The organism is Streptococcus cristatus ATCC 51100 (genome assembly GCF_011612585.1).
Taxonomy (GTDB): Bacteria; Bacillota; Bacilli; order Lactobacillales; family Streptococcaceae; genus Streptococcus; species Streptococcus cristatus_H.
Genome location: NZ_CP050133.1, coordinates 1025748 through 1049515, shown reverse-complemented (window position 1 = coordinate 1049515; position 23768 = coordinate 1025748). Strand labels below are relative to the sequence as shown.

21 protein-coding genes are annotated in these 23768 nt (G+C 41.5%); 12 read left to right on the top strand and 9 right to left on the bottom strand.

Going from position 1 to position 23768, the window contains the following annotated elements; genetic code table 11:
- Positions 1-72 precede the first annotated feature (72 nt).
- From trmFO to HBA50_RS05100, 11 genes are all read left to right on the top strand, one after another.
- Positions 73-1407, top strand: a complete 1335-nt coding sequence (gene trmFO / locus HBA50_RS05150) for a methylenetetrahydrofolate--tRNA-(uracil(54)-C(5))-methyltransferase (FADH(2)-oxidizing) TrmFO (protein WP_045497382.1) — start codon at positions 73-75, stop codon at positions 1405-1407.
- Positions 1408-1522: 115 nt separating this feature from the next.
- Entirely contained in the window at positions 1523-2347 is an 825-nt protein-coding gene (locus HBA50_RS05145) for an alpha/beta hydrolase (RefSeq protein WP_045497379.1), read from the top strand.
- 26 nt (positions 2348-2373) lie between these two features.
- Positions 2374-3114, top strand: coding sequence for an esterase family protein (locus tag HBA50_RS05140; RefSeq protein ID WP_045497377.1), 741 nt, complete (start codon positions 2374-2376; stop codon positions 3112-3114).
- 27 nt (positions 3115-3141) lie between these two features.
- Positions 3142-4308, top strand: a complete 1167-nt coding sequence (locus HBA50_RS05135; RefSeq protein WP_045497376.1) for an ATP-grasp domain-containing protein — start codon at positions 3142-3144, stop codon at positions 4306-4308.
- A 392-nt stretch (positions 4309-4700) separates the two neighbouring features.
- Positions 4701-5669, top strand: coding sequence for a thiamine pyrophosphate-dependent dehydrogenase E1 component subunit alpha (locus HBA50_RS05130; RefSeq protein ID WP_045497374.1), 969 nt, complete (start codon positions 4701-4703; stop codon positions 5667-5669).
- A gap of 20 nt (positions 5670-5689) precedes the next feature.
- On the top strand, positions 5690-6682 hold the full coding sequence (locus HBA50_RS05125; RefSeq protein WP_005590327.1) for an alpha-ketoacid dehydrogenase subunit beta: 993 nt from the start codon (positions 5690-5692) through the stop codon (positions 6680-6682).
- A gap of 352 nt (positions 6683-7034) precedes the next feature.
- Positions 7035-8078, top strand: a complete 1044-nt coding sequence (locus HBA50_RS05120; RefSeq protein ID WP_045497371.1) for a dihydrolipoamide acetyltransferase — start codon at positions 7035-7037, stop codon at positions 8076-8078.
- Positions 8079-8124: 46 nt separating this feature from the next.
- Positions 8125-9828, top strand: coding sequence for a dihydrolipoyl dehydrogenase (gene lpdA, locus HBA50_RS05115; protein WP_045497368.1), 1704 nt, complete (start codon positions 8125-8127; stop codon positions 9826-9828).
- Between the two features lie 58 nt (positions 9829-9886).
- Positions 9887-10876 carry a lipoate--protein ligase gene (lplA, locus tag HBA50_RS05110; RefSeq protein WP_045497365.1) on the top strand — a complete coding sequence of 330 codons (990 nt, stop codon included), beginning with the start codon at positions 9887-9889 and terminating at the stop codon, positions 10874-10876.
- Positions 10877-11024: 148 nt separating this feature from the next.
- A complete protein-coding gene (locus HBA50_RS05105) occupies positions 11025-13034 on the top strand; it encodes a DUF1430 domain-containing protein (protein WP_045497362.1) in 2010 nt (669 codons plus the stop codon).
- Between the two features lies 1 nt (position 13035).
- Positions 13036-13668 (top strand): ABC transporter ATP-binding protein, encoded by a 633-nt coding sequence (locus tag HBA50_RS05100; RefSeq protein WP_045497359.1) that lies wholly within the window; start codon positions 13036-13038, stop codon positions 13666-13668.
- Positions 13669-13743: 75 nt separating this feature from the next.
- Here the strand turns inward: HBA50_RS05100 and xerS are convergent, their stop codons facing one another.
- The 6 genes from xerS to HBA50_RS05070 form a co-directional block, all read right to left on the bottom strand.
- Positions 13744-14814 (bottom strand): tyrosine recombinase XerS, encoded by a 1071-nt coding sequence (xerS, locus tag HBA50_RS05095; protein ID WP_045497357.1) that lies wholly within the window; start codon positions 14812-14814, stop codon positions 13744-13746.
- Positions 14815-14994: 180 nt separating this feature from the next.
- Entirely contained in the window at positions 14995-15438 is a 444-nt protein-coding gene (locus HBA50_RS05090; RefSeq protein WP_045497355.1) for a MepB family protein, read from the bottom strand.
- A 54-nt stretch (positions 15439-15492) separates the two neighbouring features.
- A complete protein-coding gene (locus HBA50_RS05085) occupies positions 15493-16281 on the bottom strand; it encodes an alpha/beta hydrolase (protein WP_045497353.1) in 789 nt (262 codons plus the stop codon).
- A 60-nt stretch (positions 16282-16341) separates the two neighbouring features.
- A complete protein-coding gene (ffh, locus tag HBA50_RS05080; RefSeq protein WP_045497350.1) occupies positions 16342-17910 on the bottom strand; it encodes a signal recognition particle protein in 1569 nt (522 codons plus the stop codon).
- Positions 17911-17965: 55 nt separating this feature from the next.
- On the bottom strand, positions 17966-18298 hold the full coding sequence (locus HBA50_RS05075; protein WP_005590307.1) for a putative DNA-binding protein: 333 nt from the start codon (positions 18296-18298) through the stop codon (positions 17966-17968).
- Positions 18299-18416: 118 nt separating this feature from the next.
- The gene (locus tag HBA50_RS05070) at positions 18417-19115 is read right to left on the bottom strand and encodes a GntR family transcriptional regulator (RefSeq protein WP_045497347.1); all 699 of its coding nucleotides are present in this window, start codon (positions 19113-19115) and stop codon (positions 18417-18419) included.
- Between the two features lie 241 nt (positions 19116-19356).
- Here HBA50_RS05070 and guaA point away from each other — a divergent pair, with 241 nt between their 5' ends.
- Positions 19357-20916 (top strand): glutamine-hydrolyzing GMP synthase, encoded by a 1560-nt coding sequence (guaA, locus tag HBA50_RS05065; RefSeq protein WP_045497341.1) that lies wholly within the window; start codon positions 19357-19359, stop codon positions 20914-20916.
- A 60-nt stretch (positions 20917-20976) separates the two neighbouring features.
- On the opposite strand, the gene HBA50_RS05060 is transcribed toward guaA, so the two are convergent.
- From HBA50_RS05060 to HBA50_RS05050, 3 genes are all read right to left on the bottom strand, one after another.
- Entirely contained in the window at positions 20977-21957 is a 981-nt protein-coding gene (locus HBA50_RS05060) for a DUF1002 domain-containing protein (RefSeq protein ID WP_045497338.1), read from the bottom strand.
- A 169-nt stretch (positions 21958-22126) separates the two neighbouring features.
- Positions 22127-22978: an alpha/beta hydrolase gene (locus tag HBA50_RS05055; RefSeq protein ID WP_045497335.1), complete on the bottom strand. Its 852-nt coding sequence runs from the start codon at positions 22976-22978 to the stop codon at positions 22127-22129.
- A 180-nt stretch (positions 22979-23158) separates the two neighbouring features.
- Positions 23159-23740: a GrpB family protein gene (locus HBA50_RS05050; RefSeq protein ID WP_045497332.1), complete on the bottom strand. Its 582-nt coding sequence runs from the start codon at positions 23738-23740 to the stop codon at positions 23159-23161.
- Positions 23741-23768 lie beyond the last annotated feature (28 nt).

The window sequence follows — 23768 nt, the reverse complement described above, 5'->3', positions numbered from 1 at the left end:
GTCTGTCTTTTTTACTTTCTTTTTGTTATAATGGTCAGAGTGAAAATCTAGAAATATCCAAGGGAGAGTATCATGTCATCATCCTATATCAATGTTATCGGTGCTGGTCTGGCTGGCAGTGAAGCAGCTTACCAGATTGCTAAGCGTGGAATCCCAGTTAAACTTTATGAAATGCGAGGTGTCAAATCAACGCCTCAACACAAAACTGCAGACTTTGCAGAACTGGTCTGCTCTAACTCTCTGCGAGGAGATGCGCTGGCTAATGCAGTCGGTCTGCTCAAGGAAGAAATGCGACGCTTGGACTCGGTCATTTTAAAGTCAGCAGAGGCGACCCGGGTACCAGCAGGTGGTGCTCTAGCGGTTGATAGAGAAGGTTTTTCTCAGATGGTAACGGAGTTGGTGACCAATCATCCATTGATTGAGGTCATTCGTGAAGAAATCACAGAAATTCCGGAGGATGCCATCACAGTCATTGCGACAGGTCCGCTGACTAGCGATGCTTTGGCAGAAAAAATCCACGCGCTCAACGGTGGCGACGGCTTTTATTTCTACGATGCGGCAGCGCCAATCATTGATGTCAATACCATCGATATGACTAAGGTCTATCTCAAATCTCGTTATGATAAGGGCGAAGCTGCCTATCTCAATGCGCCAATGACCAAGCAAGAATTTATGGATTTCCATGATGCTTTGGTCAATGCGGAGGAAGCACCGCTCAATTCCTTTGAAAAAGAGAAATACTTTGAAGGCTGCATGCCTATTGAAGTTATGGCTAAGCGAGGCATTAAAACCATGCTTTATGGTCCGATGAAGCCGGTTGGCTTGGAATACCCAGATGACTACCAAGGCCCTCGCGACGGAGATTTTAAGACTCCATACGCTGTGGTGCAGCTTCGTCAGGACAATGCAGCGGGCAGTCTTTACAATATTGTCGGTTTCCAAACTCATCTCAAGTGGGGAGAGCAAAAGCGTGTCTTTCAAATGATTCCTGGCCTTGAAAATGCAGAATTTGTCCGCTATGGCGTCATGCATCGCAACTCCTATATGGACTCTCCAAATCTGCTGGAACAGACTTTCCGCTCTAAGAAACAGCCCAATCTTTTCTTTGCAGGTCAAATGACAGGTGTTGAAGGCTATGTTGAATCAGCAGCTTCTGGTCTAGTTGCTGGTATCAATGCTGCTCGACTCTTCAAAGGAGAAGAAGCACTTGTTTTTCCAGAAACAACGGCTATCGGCAGTCTGCCGCATTATATCACTCACGCTGATAGCAAGCACTTCCAACCGATGAATGTCAATTTCGGTATTATCAAAGAGCTAGATGGCCCTCGGATTCGTGATAAGAAAGAGCGCTATGAGAAGATTGCTGAACGCGCCTTGAAGGATTTACAGCCTTATTTGGATAAATAATCTATTTTCTATCATTATCTAATAAAAATCATTAAAAAGTTAGGAATTTCCTAACTTTTTTGCTTAATTTGTGATATAATAAATAAAAATTTTGAAAATAGAAAGTTTTCTGAAAATGAATAAATCCTATTTCTATCTTGATATGAAAACTCATGAGTTGGTAGTTCCTTACACCAAACAAAAACGGCGCGTGCGAGTGCTGCTCCCTAAAAATTATGAACAAGATACTAAAAAAACCTATCCTGTCGTCTATTTTCACGATGGACAAAATGTCCTCTATAGCAAGGAGTCTTTCAGTGGGCATTCTTGGAAAGTGATTCCAACAATCAAGCGCAATCCCGATATTGAAAAAATGATAGTCGTGGCCATTGATAATGATGGACCACGACGGATGGATGAGTATTCCGCTTGGAAGTTTCAGGAGTCCAATATTCCTGGTGTCCAGTTTGGCGGCAAGGGCACAGAGTACGCAGAGTTTGTCATGGATGTCGTCAAACCTTTTATTGACGAAAACTATCGGACTAAGCCTGACCGCCAGCATACGGCTATGATTGGTTCTTCACTGGGGGGCAATATTACCCAGTTTATCGGCATTGAATATCAGGATCAGGTCGGCTGTCTAGGTGTTTTTTCATCGGCCAACTGGCTCCACCAAGAAGCTTTTGACCGTTACATAGAGCGTCAGAAGTTGCATCCAGACCAGCGAGTTTTCATCTATGTTGGAACAGAGGAAGCTGATGATACTGACAAGACCCTCATGGCAGGCAATATCAAACAAGCCTATATTGATTCTTCACTCAGTTATTACCGTCAGCTGATTGCTGCTGGTGTGGTGCTGGACAATCTGCACATTAAAATCCAATCTGGAGCGATTCACAATGAAGTGGACTGGGCGGAAAATCTACCTGACTGTTTCCGCTTTATCAGTGAAAAGTGGTAGGAAAAGAAGCTAAAAGGAGAAAACAAATGCATGTAGAATTTTTAAGTCATTGGAGCGGTCATTTGAACCGTGAAATGTATATCAATCGTTACGGTCATGCTGGCGTTCCAGTGGTAGTATTTGCCTCGTCAGGTGGTTCTCACAATGAATATGCTGATTTTGGCATGATTGAGGCCTGCTCTTGGTTCATCGAGACAGGGAAGGTTCAATTTTTCACCTTGAGCAGCGTGGATAGTGAAAGCTGGCTAGCGGACTGGAAACATCCTCATGACCGCGCTGAGATGCACCGTGCTTATGAGCGTTATGTTATTGAAGAGGCGATTCCTTTTATCAAACACAAGACAGGCTGGTTTGATCCAATGATGACGACAGGCTGCTCTATGGGCGCTTATCATGCCGTCAATTTCTTCCTCCAGCATCCAGATGTTTTCAATAAAGTGATTGCCCTCAGTGGTGTCTATGATGCACGTTTCTTTGTCGGTGACAACTTGAACGACGAAGTCATTTATCAAAACTCGCCAGCTGACTATATCTGGAACCAAAATGATGGTTGGTTTATTGACCGCTATCGACAAGCTGATATTATTGTTTGTACCGGTTTGGGCGACTGGGAGCAGGATGGCCTGCCTTCCTTCTACACACTGAAAGAAGCTTGCGAACACAAAAATATCCCAGCCTGGTTTGCTGAATGGGGTCACGATGTGTCTCATGATTGGATTTGGTGGCGCAAGCAGATGCCTTATTTCTTGAGCCAGTTAAATCTCTAAAATGTTAAGTGGAAAGGAAGTCTTACTATGAATTATATTGTTATTTCACCTTATTATCCAGAAAATTTCCAGCAGTTTACGATTGAGCTGGCTAACAAGGGCATTACAGTGCTTGGTATCGGACAGGAGCCCTATGAGCAGTTAGGCCCAGGCCTTCAGAACGCTTTGATAGAGTATTTCCGTGTTGACAATTTGGAAAATCTGGATGAAGTGAAACGTGCGGTAGCCTTCCTTTTCTACAAACATGGACCGATCGACCGCATCGAATCTCATAATGAATACTGGCTGGAGCAAGATGCCCAGTTGCGGGAACAATTTAACGTTTTTGGAGCTAAGCCGGATGACCTGAAAAAGACAAAATTCAAGTCTGAAATGAAGAAACTCTTCCAGAAAGCTGGTGTGCCAGTCGTTCCAGGTCAGGTTGTCAAAAAACTATCGGATGTAGATCAGGCTGTCAAAAAAATCGGCCTTCCTCTGATTGCTAAACCAGACAACGGGGTAGGGGCTGCAGCCACGTTTAAGATTGAGACAGCTGCGGATGTCGAGCATTTTAAAGAAGAATGGGATCAGGAGACTGTCTATTTCTTTGAAAAATTTGTGACTTCTAGCGAGATCTGTACGTTTGATGGCCTGATTGATTCCGAAGGAAATATTGTCTTTTCAACAACTTTTGATTACGCCTACACACCGCTAGACCTCATGCTTTATAAAATGGATAATTCTTACTATGTCCTCAAGGAGATGGATCCAAAACTTCGTGCTTATGGCGAGGCCATCGTCCAAGCATTTGGCATGAAAGAGCGCTTTTTCCATATCGAATTTTTCCGCAAAGACTATGATTACATAGCTATCGAATACAATAATCGTCCAGCAGGTGGTTTTACCATCGATGTTTATAATTACGCTCACTCAATCGATCTCTATCGTGGATACGCGAATATTGTTGCGGGTGAGCCTTTCCCTGAATCAGACATGGAGCCGTTATTCTGCTTGGCAACGTCTCGTCGCGCAAGCTCGCATTATGCCTATTCAGAGGCGGAGTTGTTAGAGAAATATCAAGATAACTTTAAAGTCAAAAAAGACATGCCAGCGGCCTTTGCAGAGTTGCAAGGAGACTACCTCTACATGCTGACCACTCCAAGTCGGGAGCAGATGGAAGAGATGATCACTGACTTTGGAAAGAAAGCAGAGTGATCTTTTATAGTAAATAGCTTCCTTATAGCGGTGAACATCCAGTCAGCATATATAATAGCGTTGCGGAAATAGAATGAAAATCTAGTTTTGAATCTATTGAACCATTCAAAAAAATTAAACATAATAGTTTGTGAAATATTTATTTTTGTTTTATCAATCAGCGTATCTATGGGATATGCTGATTTTTCTTTGTGAAAAAATTTGAGCAAAAACTTTGACAGTGCTTACAATATTCGTTAGAATAGAAGGGAAATAAATAATGCTTATACCCTGTATCATTCGGAATGATAGGACAGCTAGAGCGCTTGGGATATTCATGGTGTCCTAGTTCAACTTAAATAGTTGCAGCTGCCCGTACACTCGATTGAATGGGGTTTTAGAAAGGCAAAGAAATGGCAACCTTAGATAAATCTCTCTTATTAGAGATGTTTCGTAAGATGGAAGAAATCCGTCGTATGGACTTAAAAATTGCACAACTTGTAAAAAAAGGGAAAGTTCCAGGCATGACTCACTTTTCAGTGGGTGAGGAAGCGGCCAATGTTGGTGCAATGTTAGCTTTAAATCCGGATGATTTAATCACTTCTAATCACCGTGGACATGGTCAAGCCATTGCCAAAGGTATTGACCTAAATGGTATGATGGCTGAGATCCTTGGTAAGTACAATGGTACTTGTAAAGGGAAAGGCGGCTCTATGCATATTGCCGATCTGGATGCTGGAAACCTTGGTGCCAATGGTATCGTAGGTGGCGGTATGGGAATCGCTGTTGGTGCGGCTCTTACTCAGCAAATGCAGAAGACAGGCAAGATTGTTGTCTGCTTCTTTGGTGACGGTGCGACCAACGAAGGTGTTTTCCACGAAGCAGTAAACATGGCTTCTATCTGGAACCTTCCGGTTATTTTCTACTGCATTAACAACGGTTATGGAATCTCTGCGGATATCAAGAAAATGACCAATGTGGAACACATCCACGAGCGCAGCGCAGCCTATGGAATCCCAGGCATGTTCATCGAAGATGGAAATAATGTTCTGGATGTCTACGAAGGCTTCCAAAAGGCTGTCGAGCACGTTCGTAGTGGTAAAGGACCAGTCTTGATCGAAAGTGTAACCTATCGTTGGTTAGGACATTCATCTTCTGATCCGGGTAAATACCGCACTCGTGAAGAAGTAGACGAATGGAAGAAAAAAGATCCCATTGAAAATCTTCGCAACTACTTGCTAGAAAATGACATTGCAAGCGAGGAGGAGCTAGAAGCTATTCAAGCTAGTGTCAAAGAAGCAGTAGAGGCGTCTGTAAAGTTTGCAGAAGAAAGCCCATTCCCACCGCTTGAATCTGCTTTTGAAGATATTTACGCAGACTAAAGAGAGGAGAAAAAAAGAAAATGGAAACTAAAACTATGTCATTTCGTGACACCATTATCCTCGCTATGTCTGAGGAAATGCGTCGCGATGAAAATGTACTCTTGATGGGAGAGGATGTCGGAGTTTTCGGTGGAGATTTCGGAACATCTGTTGGTATGCTGGAAGAGTTTGGTCCTGAGCGTGTACGTGACTGTCCGATTTCAGAAGCGGCGATTTCTGGAGCAGCAGCAGGAGCAGCCATGACAGGACTTCGCCCGATTGTTGATATGACCTTCATGGACTTCGCTGTAATTGCTATGGATAATATCGTCAACCAAGCGGCTAAAACACGTTATATGTTTGGTGGTAAAGGGCAAGTTCCGATGACCATTCGTTGTGCGGCTGGTAATGGAGTGGGTTCCGCAGCCCAGCACTCGCAATCTCTAGAGTCTTGGTTTACGCATATCCCTGGACTTAAGGTTGTGGCACCAGGTACACCTGCGGATATGAAAGGACTGCTCAAGTCTTCTATCCGTGATAACAACCCAGTCATCATTCTTGAGTACAAGTCTGAATTTAACCAAAAAGGGGAAGTGCCAGTCGATCCTGAGTATGTTATTCCGCTTGGCGTTGGCGAAATCAAAAAAGAAGGTACTGATGTAACAGTTGTTACCTACGGAAAAATGCTGCGCCGTGTCATGCAGTCAGCTGAAGAATTGGCAGAAGAAGGTATCTCTGTAGAAGTCGTTGACCCACGTACATTGGTGCCGCTTGATAAGGATATTATCATCAATTCTGTTAAGAAGACTGGTAAGGTTGTTCTGGTAAATGATGCCCACAAAACTAGCGGTTTTATTGGTGAAATTTCAGCGATTATTGCTGAATCTGAAGCATTTGACTATCTAGATGCACCAATCCGCCGTTGTGCAGGTGAAGATGTGCCAATGCCTTATGCACAAAACTTGGAAAACGCGATGATTCCGACTGTTGAAAGCATCAAAGACGCTATTCGGAAGACATATCATAAAGAATAAGGTATAATAAAGAAAAGGCTTTCTCATGGATTAGATTACATAGATTATTTTATGTAATCTAATCTAATCTAATCTAATCTTGTGTAGAGGTCCTAATAAGTACTTTTAATATTTATATTTAGTGTGGGCTAAAAGCTCAGAAAAAAGATAATTTACCTTGGTTTCATCGAAGCCAGTGTCGATTTTCTATTTTTCAGTCGCTTTTAATGCCCTTTGTATCATGTAATTGAATTCGGACGGAGGTCTGCGAAAAAAAGATAGATTTCCTTGTGTTCATCGAACACATCGTCAATCTCCTATTTTTTCCTTGCCTTCTTCGTCCTTAATATCTTAGTATAGAATTGGAGAGGTCATGGCTGATGATAAGCTAAGAGCGACTCCTGCGGCTAGAAAGTTAGCGGATGATTTAGGGATCAACCTCTACGACGTTTCTGGCTCAGGTGCAAACGGTCGTGTCCACAAAGAAGACGTGGAAACTTATAAAGACACAAACGTGGTTCGCATTTCGCCACTTGCAAAACGAATTGCCCTCGAACATAACATTGCTTGGCAGGAAATCCAAGGAACAGGTCATCGTGGTAAGATTATGAAGAAGGACGTTTTGGCCTTGCTTCCTGAAAATATCGAAAACGATACCATCAAGTCTCCTGCCCAGATCGAAAAAGTGGAAGAAGTTCCAGACAATATCACTCCTTATGGTGAGATTGAGCGTATTCCAATGACACCAATGCGTAAGGTTATCGCCCAACGTATGGTTGAATCCTACCTAACTGCGCCGACCTTCACGCTCAACTACGATGTCGATATGTCAGAAATGTTGGCGCTTCGTAAGAAGGTTCTTGAGCCAATCATGGAAGCAACTGGTAAGAAAATTACGGTTACTGACTTGCTTTCTCTCGCTGTTGTTAAGACACTGATGAAGCACCCATACATCAACGCTTCATTGACCGAAGACGGCAAGACCATTATCACTCACAATTATGTCAACCTTGCTATGGCTGTGGGAATGGATAATGGCTTGATGACACCTGTTGTTTACAATGCTGAGAAATTAAGTCTTTCGGAGTTAGTAGTTGCATTTAAAGATGTGATTGGACGGACCTTGGATGGCAAATTGTCTCCAAGTGAGCTCCAAAATTCAACTTTCACAATCAGTAACTTAGGAATGTTTGGTGTTCAGTCCTTTGGTCCTATCATTAACCAACCAAACTCAGCAATCCTCGGGGTTAGCTCAACAGTAGAGAAACCTGTAGTTGTCAATGGTGAGATTGTCATTCGCCCTATCATGAGCCTAGGGTTAACTATTGACCACCGTGTCGTAGATGGTATGGCTGGTGCTAAGTTTATGAAAGACTTGAAAGCCTTAATTGAGAACCCAATCTCAATGTTGGTTTAAATAATACAGTATTTATTTTTAGAGATATAGATAAAGGAAGTAAGACATGGCCTTAGAAGTAATTATGCCAAAAGCCGGCGTGGATATGACAGAAGGACAAATCGTCCAATGGAATAAAAAAGTCGGAGAATTTGTAAAAGAAGGAGAAATCCTTTTGGAAATCATGACTGACAAAGTCAGCATGGAATTGGAAGCCGAAGAAGACGGCTACTTGATTGCCATCCTCAAAGGAGATGGTGAAACTGTTCCAGTTACTGAAGTTATCGGTTACCTTGGTGAAGAAGGGGAAAACATCCCAACAGCTGGAGCGGCAGCGCCAGAATCAAAACCTGCACCTGCAGCTAGTGCTTCAAACGACGACGGCAAGAGCGATGATGCCTTTGATATCGTTGTGATTGGTGGAGGTCCTGCTGGTTATGTGGCAGCCATTAAAGCTGCCCAACTTGGTGGTAAAGTTGCCCTTGTTGAGAAATCTGAACTTGGTGGAACCTGCTTGAACCGTGGCTGTATCCCAACCAAGACCTACCTTCATAACGCTGAAATCATCGAAAATATCGGTCATGCAGCAAACCGTGGTATCGTCATCGAAAATCCAAACTTCACTGTAGATATGGACAAACTCCTTGAAACCAAGTCTAAGGTTGTCAATACCTTGGTAGGTGGTGTTGCTGGTCTCCTTCGTAGCTACGGAGTTACTGTTCATAAGGGAATTGGTACTATTACTAAAGATAAGAATGTCTTGGTTAATGGTTCTGAATTGCTTGAAACCAAGAAAATTATCCTTGCCGGTGGTTCAAAAGTCAGCAAGATCAACGTTCCTGGTATGGAATCTTCACTTGTGATGACCAGTGACGATATTCTTGAAATGAACGAAGTGCCAGAAAATCTGGTTATTATCGGTGGTGGCGTTGTCGGTATTGAGCTTGGTCAAGCCTTCATGACATTTGGCTCAAAAGTCACTGTCATTGAAATGATGGACCGTATCGTCCCAGCTATGGATGCAGAAGTTTCTAAAAACCTTCGTCTCATCTTGGAGCGCAAGGGCATGACAATTCTAACTGAAACCAAGTTGGAAGAAATCATCGAAGAAAACGGAAAACTCCGTATCAAGGTTGAAGGAAAAGAAGATATTCTAGCAGATAAGGCCCTTCTTTCTATCGGACGTGTACCAGACTTAGAAGGTATTGGTGAGGTCGAGTTCGAATTGGATCGCGGCCGTATCAAGGTCAATGAGTACATGGAAACTTCTGTTCCAGGTATTTACGCACCAGGTGATATCAATGGTACTAAGATGCTGGCTCATGCAGCCTTCCGCATGGGTGAAGTTGCTGCTGAAAATGCCCTCAAAGGAAACCATGCTGTTGCTAAATTGAACTTGACTCCTGCAGCCATCTACACTCTTCCTGAAGTAGCAGCAGTAGGTTTGACAGAAGAACAAGCCCGTGAAAAATACGATGTCGCCATCGGAAAATTCAACTTTGCTGCTAACGGCCGTGCCATTGCATCAGATGCGGCTCAAGGTTTCGTAAAAGTTATCGCCGATAAGAAATATGGAGAAATCCTTGGTGTTCACATCATTGGTCCTTCAGCTGCAGAATTGATCAACGAAGCGTCAAGCATTATCGAAATGGAAATCACTGTTGAAGAAATGCTGAAGACTATCCACGGACACCCAACCTACTCTGAAGTGATGTACGAAGCATTTGCGGATGTACTAGGAATGGCCATCCATTCACCTAAGAAAAAATAATTAAGGATAGATTAGACTGGAAAGGTATTTTCCAGTCTCTATCGTATAAAGGGATATCATGAAATATATTATCAATCATTCAAACGACACTGCCTTTAATATTGCCTTGGAAGAATATGCCTTTAAACACCTTTTGGATGAGGACCAAATCTTCCTTCTTTGGATTAATAAACCATCTATCATTGTCGGGCGTCATCAAAATACTATTGAGGAAATTAACCGCGATTATGTTCGAGAACATGGCATTGAAGTAGTCCGCCGTATCAGTGGTGGTGGAGCTGTTTACCACGATTTAAACAACCTTAACTACACGATCATCTCAAAAGAAGATGAAAACAAGGCCTTTGACTTTAAGAGCTTCTCAACTCCAGTGATCAATACCTTGGCTCAACTTGGTGTTAAAGCTGAGTTCACAGGCCGTAACGACCTTGAGATTGATGGCAAGAAATTCTGCGGAAATGCCCAAGCCTATATCAATGGGCGTATCATGCACCACGGTTGCTTGCTCTTTGACGTTGATTTGTCGGTCTTAGCCAATGCCCTCAAGGTTTCAAAAGATAAATTTGAGTCAAAAGGTGTGAAATCTGTCCGTGCCCGTGTAACCAATATTATCGATGAATTACCAGAAAAAATCACAGTTGAAGAATTCCGTGATTTGCTATTGGAATACATGAAAAAAGAATATCCAGAGATGACTGAATACGTCTTCTCAGAAGAAGAATTGGCTGAAATCAACCGCATCAAGGATACCAAGTTTGGAACTTGGGACTGGAACTACGGTAAATCACCTGAATTTAACGTCCGTCGTGGGACAAAATTCCCTAGCGGTAAGGTTGAAGTCTTCGCTAATGTCATTGAATCAAAAATCCAAGACATCAAGATTTATGGTGACTTCTTTGGTATTGAAGACGTCGCAGCGGTAGAAGATGTCCTTCGTGGAGTGAAATACGAACGCGAAGATGTCCTTAAGGCTCTAGAAACTATTGATATTACACGCTACTTTGCTGGTATCAGCCGTGAAGAAATCGCTGAAGCAGTAGTAGGATAAAACTATAAGAGATTCGCTTTTGCGGATCTCTTTTTTGAACTCAGTTTTACATATAAATAGTTTCTAATATATTATTTTTATGGTATTATATAGATGGATAAAGTCGTTTGAAAAACTTGAAGTATCTCTCTTTAGAAAGTGTGATCTTATGAAACGAGTCTTTATTATCTTTTCTAATCTTTTTGTCACCAGCTTTCTTCTTTGGATTGCCTTTATTTCACCAAATACGGTCATCCACCGAAGTCTCCCTGTGGTAGGAGGTCTCAAACAAGAAAAGAACGTCACCTATGAGGAGCTTTCGTCCAACTTAGATCAGTTAGCAAAGGAAAATAATAGTTTAATCGCTCGTCAGATTCAACAAACGGATTCGCAAGGTCAGGTCAAGTTCTCCTACGATCTCTACGGAAAGGGAGAGATGCCAAAGGGCATCAAAAAAGCGGGTAAAGAACTTGCTTCCAAGAAAAGCTTACTTACCAATTACTATATCCTATCAGGGAAGTTACCACTTGAAAAGCTGGATCAAAAACTACACGAACTTGGTTTCTCAAATACTTTCATGAATAAGCCTAATTCCTTGCAGAATTTTATGGCATTTTTTGGATCCGGTTCCCAATCCTTGTCTTTAGTTATTTTTATGATCAGTTTTTGCTCATTGGCCATTATTCAAAAAACACTTGAATTGAGGAGTGCAGGGATTCGTTATATTGCAGGGATGAGACGGTACCAACTCTTTGGACGTTCTCTCATGGAAGACAGCAGAGAGCTGCTTTTAGGATGTATTGGAGCCAGTGCCTTAGGATCCATTTTGATTTATTGCTTACAATTAACCCCCTTTGCCTATTCCTTCATTATTTCAAGTAGTATCATTTATAATACGCTCTTGCTCATCGTATCTGCTCTCCTGTCCTTTATATTTGCTTTCAGCATCCAGACGGTGCACTTGGTTAGCCTTTTAAAAGGGAAAATTCCAGTAAAAAGGATTTTAGTTTTTCTCTTTACCTGTCAATTTCTCGCTGTTGCTCTCATTGGCCTTGCTATCCATCGGGTCAGTATCTATGGTTCTGTCTGGCAGACTTACCAAGAGGGGAAAGTGGCTTGGTCTAAAGAGACGAATTGGGTTCAAATTGGTGTAAATCGGGAGGATTTTTCACAGAATACAAACAAAGAGACGCAAATTGAGAACAGAGCAAAATGGTCTAAGCTCATCGAGTCTGGCATCAAAAAAGGTGGTCTCTTGGTCTATCATCAGCTCGTATCTTTTAATTCAAAAGGCTTCATGAATGATCCCAGAACAGGTAGAAATTTTTCAATCACAGATTACGATCCTCTTGCCAATACCCTGTATGTCACTCCAAATTACCTTGATATCCAACGGATCTCAGTTTCCCCTGAGGAAAAAGAGCGCTTGAATCACTTGCAAGCTGGAGAATTTGGACTCTTGCTCCCTGAAAAGTTGAAAGGGCAAGAAGAGGAGTTGAAAAAACGCTATGAAGATTATCTGACTCCTAATGATGAACAAGGAAAGAGTCAGTTGCCTATGAAAGCACGGGTGACCTATCTTCCTAACAACCAAAAACGATTTATTTACAACAATACACCTGTGAATTATCAGCAATTCTTGACCGATCCGATTTTGGTTGTTGTTCGACCTAAAAGCTTTGGTGGCTACGACAATCCTTATTTCTCTCAACTCAATTCTTATCTGTATTTTGATGGACTTGAAAAAAGCAAGAAGCTAGTAGCTGAGCATGGGCTTGAAAAAAACGTGAGTCAATACGACTATGCAGCGGCTGTCTATCAGCAGATGATGCAATCCATTCAATTAGAGAACCTAATGGCCATTGCTGGCGGTATCTTCGGAATGGCGACCTCCATTCTACTCTTTAACACCATGAATTTCCTCTATTTTGAAGAGTTTAGAAAACCGATCTTTCTGAAGAAGATTGCGGGTATGGACTTCTTGAAAATTCACCAAAGTATGCTCGTATCGGAGATTACCATGCTGCTATTAGGTAGTGTACTGATTTTCTTTCTCACACAGGAATGGTGGATCGCTCTCGTCACGCTCTTATTATTTGCGACCAATGCATGGCTGATTCTCCTTTACCGCTCGCATAAAGAGGAGCATTTCTTACCCATTATTCTGAAAGGAGCCTAATATGATCAAAATAGAACACCTGGCAAAATCATTTGGAGAACGGACTGTCTTTCAGGATATCAATCTGCAATTTGAAGCAGGAAAGGTCTATGCGCTAATCGGAAATAGTGGTTGTGGCAAGACAACCCTACTCAATATTCTAGCCAAACTAGAACCTTATGATAAGGGAAGTATCAGCTATCGAGGGCAAGAGCTTAAGCAAATCAAACCTCATCACTTTTTCAAGAATGAATTAGGCTATCTCTTTCAAAACTTCGGTCTTCTTGAAAACGAGACCGTAGCTGCCAATTTAGAACTTGGGTTGATTGGTCAAAAATTGACTAAACAAGAGAAGAAGCAGCGAGAAGCAGAAGTCTTAGAAAAGGTGGGATTGGATTATCTCACACTCGGTCAAAAAGTCTATGAATTATCAGGCGGAGAAGCGCAACGTATCGCCTTGGCCAAAGTCATCCTCAAGGATCCTACCTTGATTTTGGCAGATGAATTGACTGCAGCACTCGATCCCGAAACTTCACAAGAAATTATGAACTTACTGTTATCATTGAAAAAGCCCGACCGTTTGATGATTCTTGCGACGCATAACCCAGCGATTTGGGAAAAGGCCGATGAAGTGATTCGGTTAAATACTATTTAAGTTAAGTAAAAATGCTCTATGAAAAAAATCCTAGAGCATTTCCTGTTGTATGTGTCATAATTTTAGTTCTGTAAACTAGAGCTTATCCAGAGCATTCTTTTGCTCATCATTGACAATATGGGTGTAGAGGTCAGTAACTTGTGTACTAGCATGTCCCAGCTGGTGACTGACGAGAACTTGAGATTTGGTTGCATCGTATAAACGTGTAGCAAGCGTGTGACGGAGTTTGTGAGGTGTCACTCGCACCTTGAAGTCCTCAGAATACTTGGCCACCATTTTTTCGACACTGGAAGCATCGATTCGATTAGGAGTGCCGCGGTATTCAGTCAAAAAGAAGGCTGTATTAGTCTTTTCGGCCTTGTATCGCTTGCTCCGAATACTTAAATACTCTTCTAAATAGGACTTGGCAAAGGCAGCAACATTGACAGAGTCTCTTTTTCCACCTTTCCTTGTCACTTCAATGACCATCATTTTGAGATTGATGTCTTTCAGGTCCAGATTGACAGCTTCAGACAGACGAACACCAGAGGCTAACAGCAAGGCAATGATGGCTAAATCTCGTTCTTTGTTCTTGTTAAAAGAAGATAGGGCACGATTAGAGAGCTTCTTAGGGTACTCCGTATCAATATACTGGAGGAATTCTTCCGTCTCATCCCCTAAAAAGAGCTTCTGCTTAATATTCTCTGCACGAGCAGCCAGAGTTTCCTTTTTCTTCTTAGTAGCAACCTTTTTCATCACATTTCGATAGAAGTAGGGCTCACCCTGCTCGTTTTCAACTTCCTCGGTTAAATATTTGTAGAGGCTGGACAAAGCCGAAAGAGTCCGGTTAATGGTTGTCTGAGAAACACCGTTTTGAGTTGTATTAGCATTTAGAAGCGGTCGCTCGCGCAGATACAGAATGAAGGCCTCCATGTCTTTCTTGCTCATGTTTTCCAAGACCGAGAGAGGAATCTCAGCAATATGCGAAGCATTTGTTATGCCAGATTCTAGCACCCAGTTAAAAAATCGATCATATTCTTTGAGATATTCGTATAAGGTTGTAAAACTATAAGGCACTGCCAACTTAGACTGGTAATATTCCAGAATGTACCAGGGCATGGTGGCCTTGAGTTTATCAATTCTTTCTAATAACAGTTCACGTCTCATCACATTTCTCCGTTTTTTCTATAACAGTAGTATAGCATATCTAGATATATTTTTCAAGAAAATTATAGTTTTTCGGAAAGATGATAGAGGGAAGTAAACAAGTTAACTTTACTACAAAACAGATAATATAAAAACAAGACAAAATTGAGAAATTAAACTCTGTCTTGTTTTACCTTAAACTTATTCTTCTAATTTAATTTTTTGAAAATAATCCAGTTGCCATTTTTGTGTTGTCTGAGCTGTTTTATTTAAATTTGTGCACCAGGACGGATAAAACCGCATAGCCATTTTTCCTTTGCAATCCTTTGTAGAAAGAATTTTTTTACTAATAGCCACCTCTTTGGGAATGATAAATATACCGCAATGACGGTCGTCGATAACGACAATTACCAGTTCATCACCTAAGTCTTTATCAGTATATGGAATGTTCTTATTGTCTTGGTCTTTTTTCCAAAAGACTGTAAAGTAGCCTTCTTTTTTAGGTGTTTTCTTTGCCAAACGGCATCTTTTATATTCTTGATCATCCTTTGGCTTAATCAAAATGCTTTCATAGTCTTCATTCCATTTTTCATTTATCATATCAAAGTTACCATAATACCTATGAAGAATGTCTGTCATTTTCATTGTTTTATTGTCTTTCTAAATTTTTTACCAAAATAAAATTATGTAATATAATTATTAGAATAAAAACTCCCTGATTAAATCAATGGCTTGATCATTTTGCGGCAGAGATGAATGATGAGCATCCTTTCCTGCGATGATAGCCTCTCTGTATGAAGCAATTTTGCCTTTGTAAATCAGGCGCCCTGCTTCTACACTGCTTCTATGGACAATTCCGTCACCATCCCGGAAAAATATTCCTAAAATCGATAGATGCTGCAGCTTCTTAGGCAGTTTTTCCTGATTGGCTACAAAGTCATCTAACATTGGGACTCGACGATTAAGATTTTTCTTGTTCAGATTATAAGGACTGCCAATAGTCAGGAGCTTTTCCATCTCCAATCCAGAATGGTTTGCTAGGTATTGCTGCAGGAATACTGTATAAATTAGACCTCCATTAGAATGCCCCAACCCTTTAAAGCTTGTAAAAGCATATTTCTCTCGTAAAACAGTTATGGCAGCGTTGAACATAGCAGCCTGCTTCTTGATATTTTTGTAACCATCGCAATTATTCTGAAAACCAATCACAAAAATGGGGGTTCTGTCCTTTCGCTTCAAATGCCCACGATAAGTCATGTGGCCGTCATTCCAGACTTTGATACGAATGAGACTATGGTGAGGATGCTGGCCGTGATTGAGCTTTCTAACCATTTTGTTAAAACGATTCTCTGTTGCTGAACTGCCCGGAATCATGATGATTGGCTGAATATCAACTTTGCTCAAGGGAAGATGGCTGATAGGATGGGAAGTGAGCTTCGCTTGTATGTCGTTATAAAGCCGAATTAGATACTTAATAAACTTTTTCATTTCTTTTTCCTAAATGTACAAAACAAGTTACATAAAATAAATTATGTAACTTATTTACAATTACTTCCGTTTTTTCTTGTTTTTCTTCATTTGCTTGGCCATTTTATTCATGCTGCGGCGCATGAGGAATTCTCCAGCTTTCCCTTTGAGGACACCGCCAAAAAGTTGACTCATATCTGGCATACCTGCTCCACCTAGGGCAGATAAATCAGGCATACCGCCTTGGCCCATCATGCCTTCTAAAGCTGACATATCAGGCGTGCCCCCCGGCATATTTTTAGGCAGATTGTTAGGATTGAGCCCCATCTGTTTCATCATTTTGTTCATATCTCCGGATAGGACGCCCTGCATCATCTGTTTGGCTTGGTTAAAGTCCTTGATAAACTTATTTACTTCGACAAAGCTATTACCAGAACCAGCTGCAATCCGACGGCGACGACTTGGGTTAAGCAGATCTGGATTTTCCCGCTCAGCTGGCGTCATAGAAGATACGATGGCACGTTTACGGGCAATTTCTTTTTCATCTACTTTGATGTTTTTAAGAGCAGGATTATTGGCCATACCTGGCAGCATCTTGAGCAATTCTTCCATAGGCCCCATGTTCTGCACTTGGTCCAACTGGTCGATGAAATCATTGAAATCAAAGGTGTTTTCCCGCATCTTTTCAGCCATTTCAAGAGATTTCTTCTCATCGTACTCTTGAGCGGCCTTTTCAATCAGGGTCAGCATATCCCCCATACCGAGGATACGGCCAGACATACGGTCTGGGTGGAAGGTCTCGATATCGGTAATCTTTTCACCAGTACCAGTAAACTTGATTGGTTTGCCGGTAATCTGACGGACGGACAGTGCCGCACCACCACGAGTATCTCCATCAATTTTGGTCAGGATAACCCCAGTTACTTCCAGCTGATTGTTAAATTCACGGGCTACATTTGCTGCTTCCTGACCAATCATGGTATCGACCACCAGCAGAATTTCATTTGGCTGTGCTAAAGCCTTGACATCAGCTAGCTCTTGCATGAGCTTTTCGTCAATTTGTAGGCGACCAGCCGTATCAATCAAGACATAGTCATTGTGATTAGCCTTGGCTTGCTCCAAACCTTGACGGACAATCTCTACTGCTGGAATTTCTGTCCCCAAGGCAAAGACTGGCACATCAATCTGTTGGCCCAGTGTTTTCAGCTGATCAATAGCCGCTGGACGGTAAATATCCGCCGCAATCATCAAAGGACGAGCATTTTCTTCTTTCTTGAGTTTATTGGCCAATTTACCTGCAAAGGTAGTTTTACCAGCCCCTTGCAAACCGACCATCATGATAACAGTCGGAATCTTTGGGGACTTGATAATCTCGGCAGTATCAGAGCCTAGAATGGCTGTCAGCTCTTCATCTACGATTTTGATGATTTGTTGAGCTGGATTGAGCGTGTCAATAACTTCGTGTCCAATAGCTCGCTCACGAATCTTTTTAATAAAGTCTTTAACAACAGGCAGGGCAACGTCAGCTTCCAAGAGAGCAAGGCGGATCTCCTTGGTCGCTTCCTGGATATCACTCTCAGAAATTTTGCCCTTTCTGCGTAGGTTTTTAAAGACGTTCTGTAAGCGTTCAGTCAAATTTTCAAAAGCCATAAATGTTTCTCCTCTTAATTATCAAATGATGGAAATGGACTGTTTTCTATCCGTTTTATTCTCGGTTATCAATGCTGGACAAAACCGCAAGTTGCTCCTGTAAATAGGGATCATCAGGATATTTCTCCATAATCTGATCAAAAATCTGACTTCGAACGATATAGTCAGAGTACATGTGCAGTTTCATTTCGTAGTCTTCCAGAATTTTCTCCGTCCGCTTGATATTGTCATAGACAGCTTGGCGACTCACGTTAAACTCCTCGGCAATCTCAGCAAGGCTGTAGTCGTCCGCATAGTAAAGCTCAATATAGTTCATCTGCTTGTCGGTCAGCAAAGCCGCATAAAACTCAAACAGAGCGTTCATTCGATTTGTTTTTTCAATTTCCATAAAGAATATTATACCAAATAATCCATTTAAACTCCACTCTTTCGGTAGGTTTGAAAATAGAGAATTATAAAAAACTGCCGATTGACAGTTTTTGAGCAACATAATTTAAATTATGTAATTATTTGTTTTCTAAATAAAATTCAAAGCGTTCGCCGACATATTGGCTTTTTACATATTCAAAGGCCGTTCCATCATCAAAATAAGAAACTTGTGTCAAGCCTAAAATGGCATGACCACGGGGGATTCCCAAGTATTTTGCAATTTTTTCCTTGGCCAAACGGGCGTAAATGGTCTGTTGGGACTTGCCAATTTTATAGCCGTGCTCTTGCAGGGTTTGAAAGAAATGGCTGGTCACTTCTTCTTTTTTGAAATTTTTTATAAATTTCTCTGGAATCGAGGCGACCTCATAGACTACAGGGATATCGTCAGCGTAGCGAACCCGTTCCATGCGGATGATGTTCTCTGTCTTATGGATGCCCAACTTCTCGACTTCTCGCTCGCTAGGCAGCGTCCGACGGTAGGAAATCAGCTGGCTGGACGGTATTTTCCCTTGAGACTTCATAATTTCTGTAAAACTAGTTGTTCCGCGCATTTTTTCCTGCACGCGTGTGCTTGCGACATAAGTCCCGCTACCGACTCGCCGCTCTAGCACCCCTTCCTCCACCAGAAGCGTAATAGCTTGGCGTAGGGTCATTCTGCTGACCTCGAAAGTTTCAGCAAGATCACGTTCGCTTGGCAATCGCTCGCCAATCTCCCAAATACCCTCGTCAATATCTTTTTTTATTTGATCATGTATTTTCACATAAGCAGGTAACATCCATGGCCCTCTTTTCTGATTTTAAGCAGCTTTTTTATACATTTATTGTATTATCAATTAGTTTAAAAGTCAAACTAAATATCAATCAATGTAGGGAAATCCTATTTGATTATCATTTTTTTAGAACAGATGTTTTAATTTCTCAGTTATTTTACTTGCAGCTGGTCCCATTACCTTGGAAAAATTCGATTTTTGTGATAGAATGAGGGAAAAAGATTACTTCTTTTAAGAAAGGGAAAAGATGACAACTACAACTGAATTGCAAGATGTTGAAAAAATCATCGTGCTTGATTACGGCAGCCAGTACAACCAGCTGATTTCGCGTCGTATCCGTGAAATTGGTGTATTTTCTGAACTCAAGAGCCACAAGATCACAGCGGATGAAGTCCGTGCTATCCGTCCTGTTGGTATTATCCTTTCAGGTGGGCCTAACTCGGTTTATGAAGAAGGTTCATTTGATATTGACCCAGAGATTTTTGAGTTGGGGATTCCAATTTTGGGGATTTGCTACGGTATGCAGCTTTTGACTCATAAATTAGGCGGGAAAGTATTGCCAGCAGGTGATGCCGGCAATCGTGAATATGGTCAATCCAAGCTGACTCGTGCTACTTCTCTTCTTTTTGAAGGCACACCAGATGAGCAGCTTGTCCTGATGAGCCACGGTGATGCGGTAACAGAGATTCCTGCAGATTTTGTCCGTACTGGTATATCTGCAGACTGTCCTTTTGCATCTATTGAAAATCCTGACAAGAAAATCTACGGAATCCAGTTCCATCCTGAGGTTCGTCATTCTGAGTACGGTTACGATATTTTGCGCAATTTTGCTCTCAATATCTGTGGCGCTAAGGGCGACTGGTCTATGGATAATTTCATTGATATGCAGATTCAAAAAATTCGTGAAACAGTCGGCGAAAAACGTGTCCTGCTCGGCCTGTCAGGTGGTGTTGACTCTTCTGTTGTAGGTGTCCTCTTGCAGAAAGCTATCGGCGATCAATTGATCTGTATCTTTGTAGATCACGGTCTTTTGCGTAAAGGCGAAGCAGATCAGGTCATGGATATGCTGGGCGGAAAATTTGGTTTGAATATCGTCAAGGCAGATGCTGCTAAACGTTTCCTTGACAAACTTGCTGGTGTATCAGATCCAGAGCAAAAACGTAAAATCATCGGAAACGAGTTTGTCTACGTCTTTGACGATGAAGCCAGCAAACTGAAAGATGTGAAATTCTTGGCTCAAGGTACACTTTATACAGACGTTATCGAATCTGGTACTGACACTGCTCAAACGATCAAATCTCACCATAATGTTGGCGGTCTGCCAGAAGATATGCAGTTTGAGCTGATTGAACCACTGAACACGCTCTATAAGGATGAAGTTCGTGCCTTGGGTACCGAGCTTGGTATGCCGGATGAAATTGTCTGGCGCCAACCATTCCCAGGTCCTGGTCTTGCTATCCGTGTCATGGGTGAAATTACAGAGGAGAAATTGGAAACCGTCCGCGAATCAGACGCTATTCTCCGAGAAGAAATCGCCAAGGCTGGTCTTGACCGCGACATATGGCAATACTTCACTGTCAACACTGGCGTTCGCTCAGTAGGTGTTATGGGCGACGGTAGGACTTACGACTACACAATTGCCATTCGTGCTATCACTTCTATCGATGGTATGACAGCTGACTTTGCCAAGATACCTTGGGATGTTCTGCAAAAAATCTCTGTTCGTATCGTCAATGAAGTTGACCATGTTAACCGTATCGTCTACGATATTACAAGCAAACCACCTGCAACTGTGGAGTGGGAATAACAAATATGCAAAAACCAGCTAGATTCTAGCTGGTTTTTTAGTTATATTTTAAAGATAGTCTTATTGACCTAGTAACCCCTTAAAGAAATTAACGATTGCATTCCAGATATTGCTAAAGAAATTGCCGCCATCTTCAAGAAGTCCGTTTGCGTCAAAGTTAAGATTGATATTATTGAATGTGTCACCGGCCTTTGAAACAATACTGTTTTTCAAGTCGGTGAGCGTCTTTGTGAAATCAGAGTTTGTGATGACCCCGCTATTTGAAAGATTAAGCGCAAAGTTAATAATCAGATTGATTTGATCAGCTGTAACGGAACTGCTGAGACCGTAGTTTTTCAGTGTTTCTTCAACGATTTTACGGACATCAGCTTCTGTCAAGTTGCTGTTATTCTTTTTAGCATTGGCAACAGCTGTTTTAATATCTGTCAGGGCCACATTCAATTTATCAGCATCGTAACCTTCCTTGCCCTGGTTCTCAGCGTTGATATTTGAAAGTGCGGATAATTCTTCCTGAGCCAGATCTTTATTTTCCTGGGGAACGCTTGCTCCATTTTCCTCCAGCGAGTAATAGATACCAGCCAGGGCGCTTTCTCCAGTTACAGGGATCGGTGCTGCTACTGTGATTTCTGCATGCTGTACGCCCAAGGTGACTGCCGCATTGCGATACATATCCTCTGTAACCTTGGTGATGTTTTGCGGCGTGACAATCTTAACTTGAAGCGGCTTCTTGTTGCCCAACTTCTTGATTTTAACAGAAGAATATAGCTGTAAACTAGGATCATTTGCCACATTCATAATTTTTGAATAGACATCAGGTGTCATTGTCTTCAGAGGTTTAGAATCACTCGATGCATTGTAGCCTAAGAGCTGAAGCGTTTGTTCTTTTTGGCTGTCATCCAAGGAATAGCCCAAGACATACTCAGGCTGAACATAGGTTTCGTCAATGACTTTTTGGACATTCGTATCAGCAGTTGCTGTGGATACGGTAAAGAGTGTAGCTAGAAAAGCTCCTGCCGTTAGTAATGTTTTCTTAAATTTCATTTAACTCCTCAATCTATCTCTAAACAATAAGGTTTTAGAGAAGCTTCGATTATAGTCAGCGGATTGCGCTGTCATACTAAATTAGGAAAGGAAAACTTCCCATAGAACAAAATAGTATAAAATGCTTAAAGTTTTCTTATAGACAGAGAATAGCCTGCATTTCTTAAAATTATTTGCTCCAAAGAAAGTCAATCAATAATCTATCGACTTCTGGATTTTCATGTAGCTGGCTATGCTGAGCCAGAGGACCAGACACTCGTTTTTCCTGATAGGACTTGGCATTGTCAATTACAAGATACTTGAGACTGCGAGAAGAAACGTTTAAGACGGAACCATCCGATTCATTTTTAAAATCTCCATAGATATTGAGAACATCCACTTGATCTTGCGGATAAATTTCGCGCAAGCCCAGAAGTTTTTGATAGCTATCACTCATGGCGCTAGGCTGCCCTGTATGGTTATCTAGAATGGTCAAATTAGCTGGCAGATCCATACCCTCCAAACCATTGACATGATTGGCGATATTTACCTGCTTTTGTAGTTGTGGAAGTTCTTCATTTTGAGCGTGCTCTAATAGGTAAAATAGGATAGACATATTTCCCATAGAATGTGCAACAAAATTCATCTTTTTAAAGCCATACCTTGCTTGCAACTCTCTAACAACTGCTGCCGCATACTCTCCATCCTGAGAATAATCGGGATTTCGATTGTCCTCGAACTCAACCATGACAATTGGATTAATGGCATCTTTCGGAATCTCTCCTTTAAGAGTTACTTGAGCATGACGATCAACTGTAGCAGTGACGATTGTCTGAGTAACTCCAGCTTGTCTGGCTGCCTCTACCATATGCTTTTCAGCATTAGCACTTGAGCCATAACCATGGAAAAACAAAGTCGGTGTGCTTGACTGAATATAGTCTCTACTATTTAATCCTTTGGTTTGCCGATTGTAAATTAGAAATAAGCTAATAAGAGCAATGAACAGAAAAGATGGTAGTGCTATGATGGACCGTTTATTCATTTTCCACCTCCTATCTTGTATGGATCGTATTATAACATTTCTAATAGCCTTAAACAACTAAAGAAAACGTTATTCTATTTAAAAAGAATTAATGAGAATTTTATATGTATTAAATCGGATCTCTTTTGTTTTTATTCTTATTAAATCGAATAAACAATTATCGCACCAAGAACTACCATGCTATTCAATTTTATCGTCATACCTTCTCTTATAAAGCTTTTTAGCTTTTGGTGTGTACCGTCTGATGAAATCAGTTTTAGTTTCTGTGTATGCATCTCGATTGTACTCGTACTTTTTCCATAAGGTCAATTTTAGCTGCTCGTAGTCCTTAGCGACATCTGGATGAACTTTCAGATAGTCTCGGAAATAGAGTTCATCATGGTCTCCATAGTAGCGCAGATGCAAGTGAAAAACGCGCTCAGCAAAACCTTGCAGTGTGTAGCCCTTGTTAAAAGTCATTCGGCCTTCTGACTCTGACATAAGCAGATAGCCATGCTCCAGCAATTCTCTCTTGATGCTCCCCATATCTTCACTTCGAGGAATTTCTAAAAGAATGTCAATAATCGGCTTAGCCCATATCCCCTCAATAGATGTGGAGCCAATATGATGCATTTCATACAACTGATTTGCTGGCAAAAAACTTTGTATTCTTCTGCTTTCCTCCTTATACCAAGCTGCCCAATCCTTATTATGCTCCTTTAAGAAAATCGGGAACAACTGCCATAATTCTTCTAAAGACATATCTTCTAGGGATTTTGCCATGTGACTTCTCCTTACCTTGTATCAAACG

Excerpts from the sequence above, each read along its gene's own strand:
- trmFO (WP_045497382.1), top strand. The coding sequence starts at position 73 with ATGTCATCATCCTATATCAATGTTATCGGTGCTGGTCTGGCTGGCAGT.
- HBA50_RS05145 (WP_045497379.1), top strand. The coding sequence starts at position 1,523 with ATGAATAAATCCTATTTCTATCTTGATATGAAAACTCATGAGTTGGTA.
- HBA50_RS05140 (WP_045497377.1), top strand. The coding sequence starts at position 2,374 with ATGCATGTAGAATTTTTAAGTCATTGGAGCGGTCATTTGAACCGTGAA.
- HBA50_RS05135 (WP_045497376.1), top strand. The coding sequence starts at position 3,142 with ATGAATTATATTGTTATTTCACCTTATTATCCAGAAAATTTCCAGCAG.
- HBA50_RS05130 (WP_045497374.1), top strand. The coding sequence starts at position 4,701 with ATGGCAACCTTAGATAAATCTCTCTTATTAGAGATGTTTCGTAAGATG.
- HBA50_RS05125 (WP_005590327.1), top strand. The coding sequence starts at position 5,690 with ATGGAAACTAAAACTATGTCATTTCGTGACACCATTATCCTCGCTATG.
- HBA50_RS05120 (WP_045497371.1), top strand. The coding sequence starts at position 7,035 with ATGGCTGATGATAAGCTAAGAGCGACTCCTGCGGCTAGAAAGTTAGCG.
- lpdA (WP_045497368.1), top strand. The coding sequence starts at position 8,125 with ATGGCCTTAGAAGTAATTATGCCAAAAGCCGGCGTGGATATGACAGAA.
- lplA (WP_045497365.1), top strand. The coding sequence starts at position 9,887 with ATGAAATATATTATCAATCATTCAAACGACACTGCCTTTAATATTGCC.
- HBA50_RS05105 (WP_045497362.1), top strand. The coding sequence starts at position 11,025 with ATGAAACGAGTCTTTATTATCTTTTCTAATCTTTTTGTCACCAGCTTT.
- HBA50_RS05100 (WP_045497359.1), top strand. The coding sequence starts at position 13,036 with ATGATCAAAATAGAACACCTGGCAAAATCATTTGGAGAACGGACTGTC.
- xerS (WP_045497357.1), bottom strand. The coding sequence starts at position 14,814 with ATGAGACGTGAACTGTTATTAGAAAGAATTGATAAACTCAAGGCCACC.
- HBA50_RS05090 (WP_045497355.1), bottom strand. The coding sequence starts at position 15,438 with ATGAAAATGACAGACATTCTTCATAGGTATTATGGTAACTTTGATATG.
- HBA50_RS05085 (WP_045497353.1), bottom strand. The coding sequence starts at position 16,281 with ATGAAAAAGTTTATTAAGTATCTAATTCGGCTTTATAACGACATACAA.
- ffh (WP_045497350.1), bottom strand. The coding sequence starts at position 17,910 with ATGGCTTTTGAAAATTTGACTGAACGCTTACAGAACGTCTTTAAAAAC.
- HBA50_RS05075 (WP_005590307.1), bottom strand. The coding sequence starts at position 18,298 with ATGGAAATTGAAAAAACAAATCGAATGAACGCTCTGTTTGAGTTTTAT.
- HBA50_RS05070 (WP_045497347.1), bottom strand. The coding sequence starts at position 19,115 with ATGTTACCTGCTTATGTGAAAATACATGATCAAATAAAAAAAGATATT.
- guaA (WP_045497341.1), top strand. The coding sequence starts at position 19,357 with ATGACAACTACAACTGAATTGCAAGATGTTGAAAAAATCATCGTGCTT.
- HBA50_RS05060 (WP_045497338.1), bottom strand. The coding sequence starts at position 21,957 with ATGAAATTTAAGAAAACATTACTAACGGCAGGAGCTTTTCTAGCTACA.
- HBA50_RS05055 (WP_045497335.1), bottom strand. The coding sequence starts at position 22,978 with ATGAATAAACGGTCCATCATAGCACTACCATCTTTTCTGTTCATTGCT.
- HBA50_RS05050 (WP_045497332.1), bottom strand. The coding sequence starts at position 23,740 with ATGGCAAAATCCCTAGAAGATATGTCTTTAGAAGAATTATGGCAGTTG.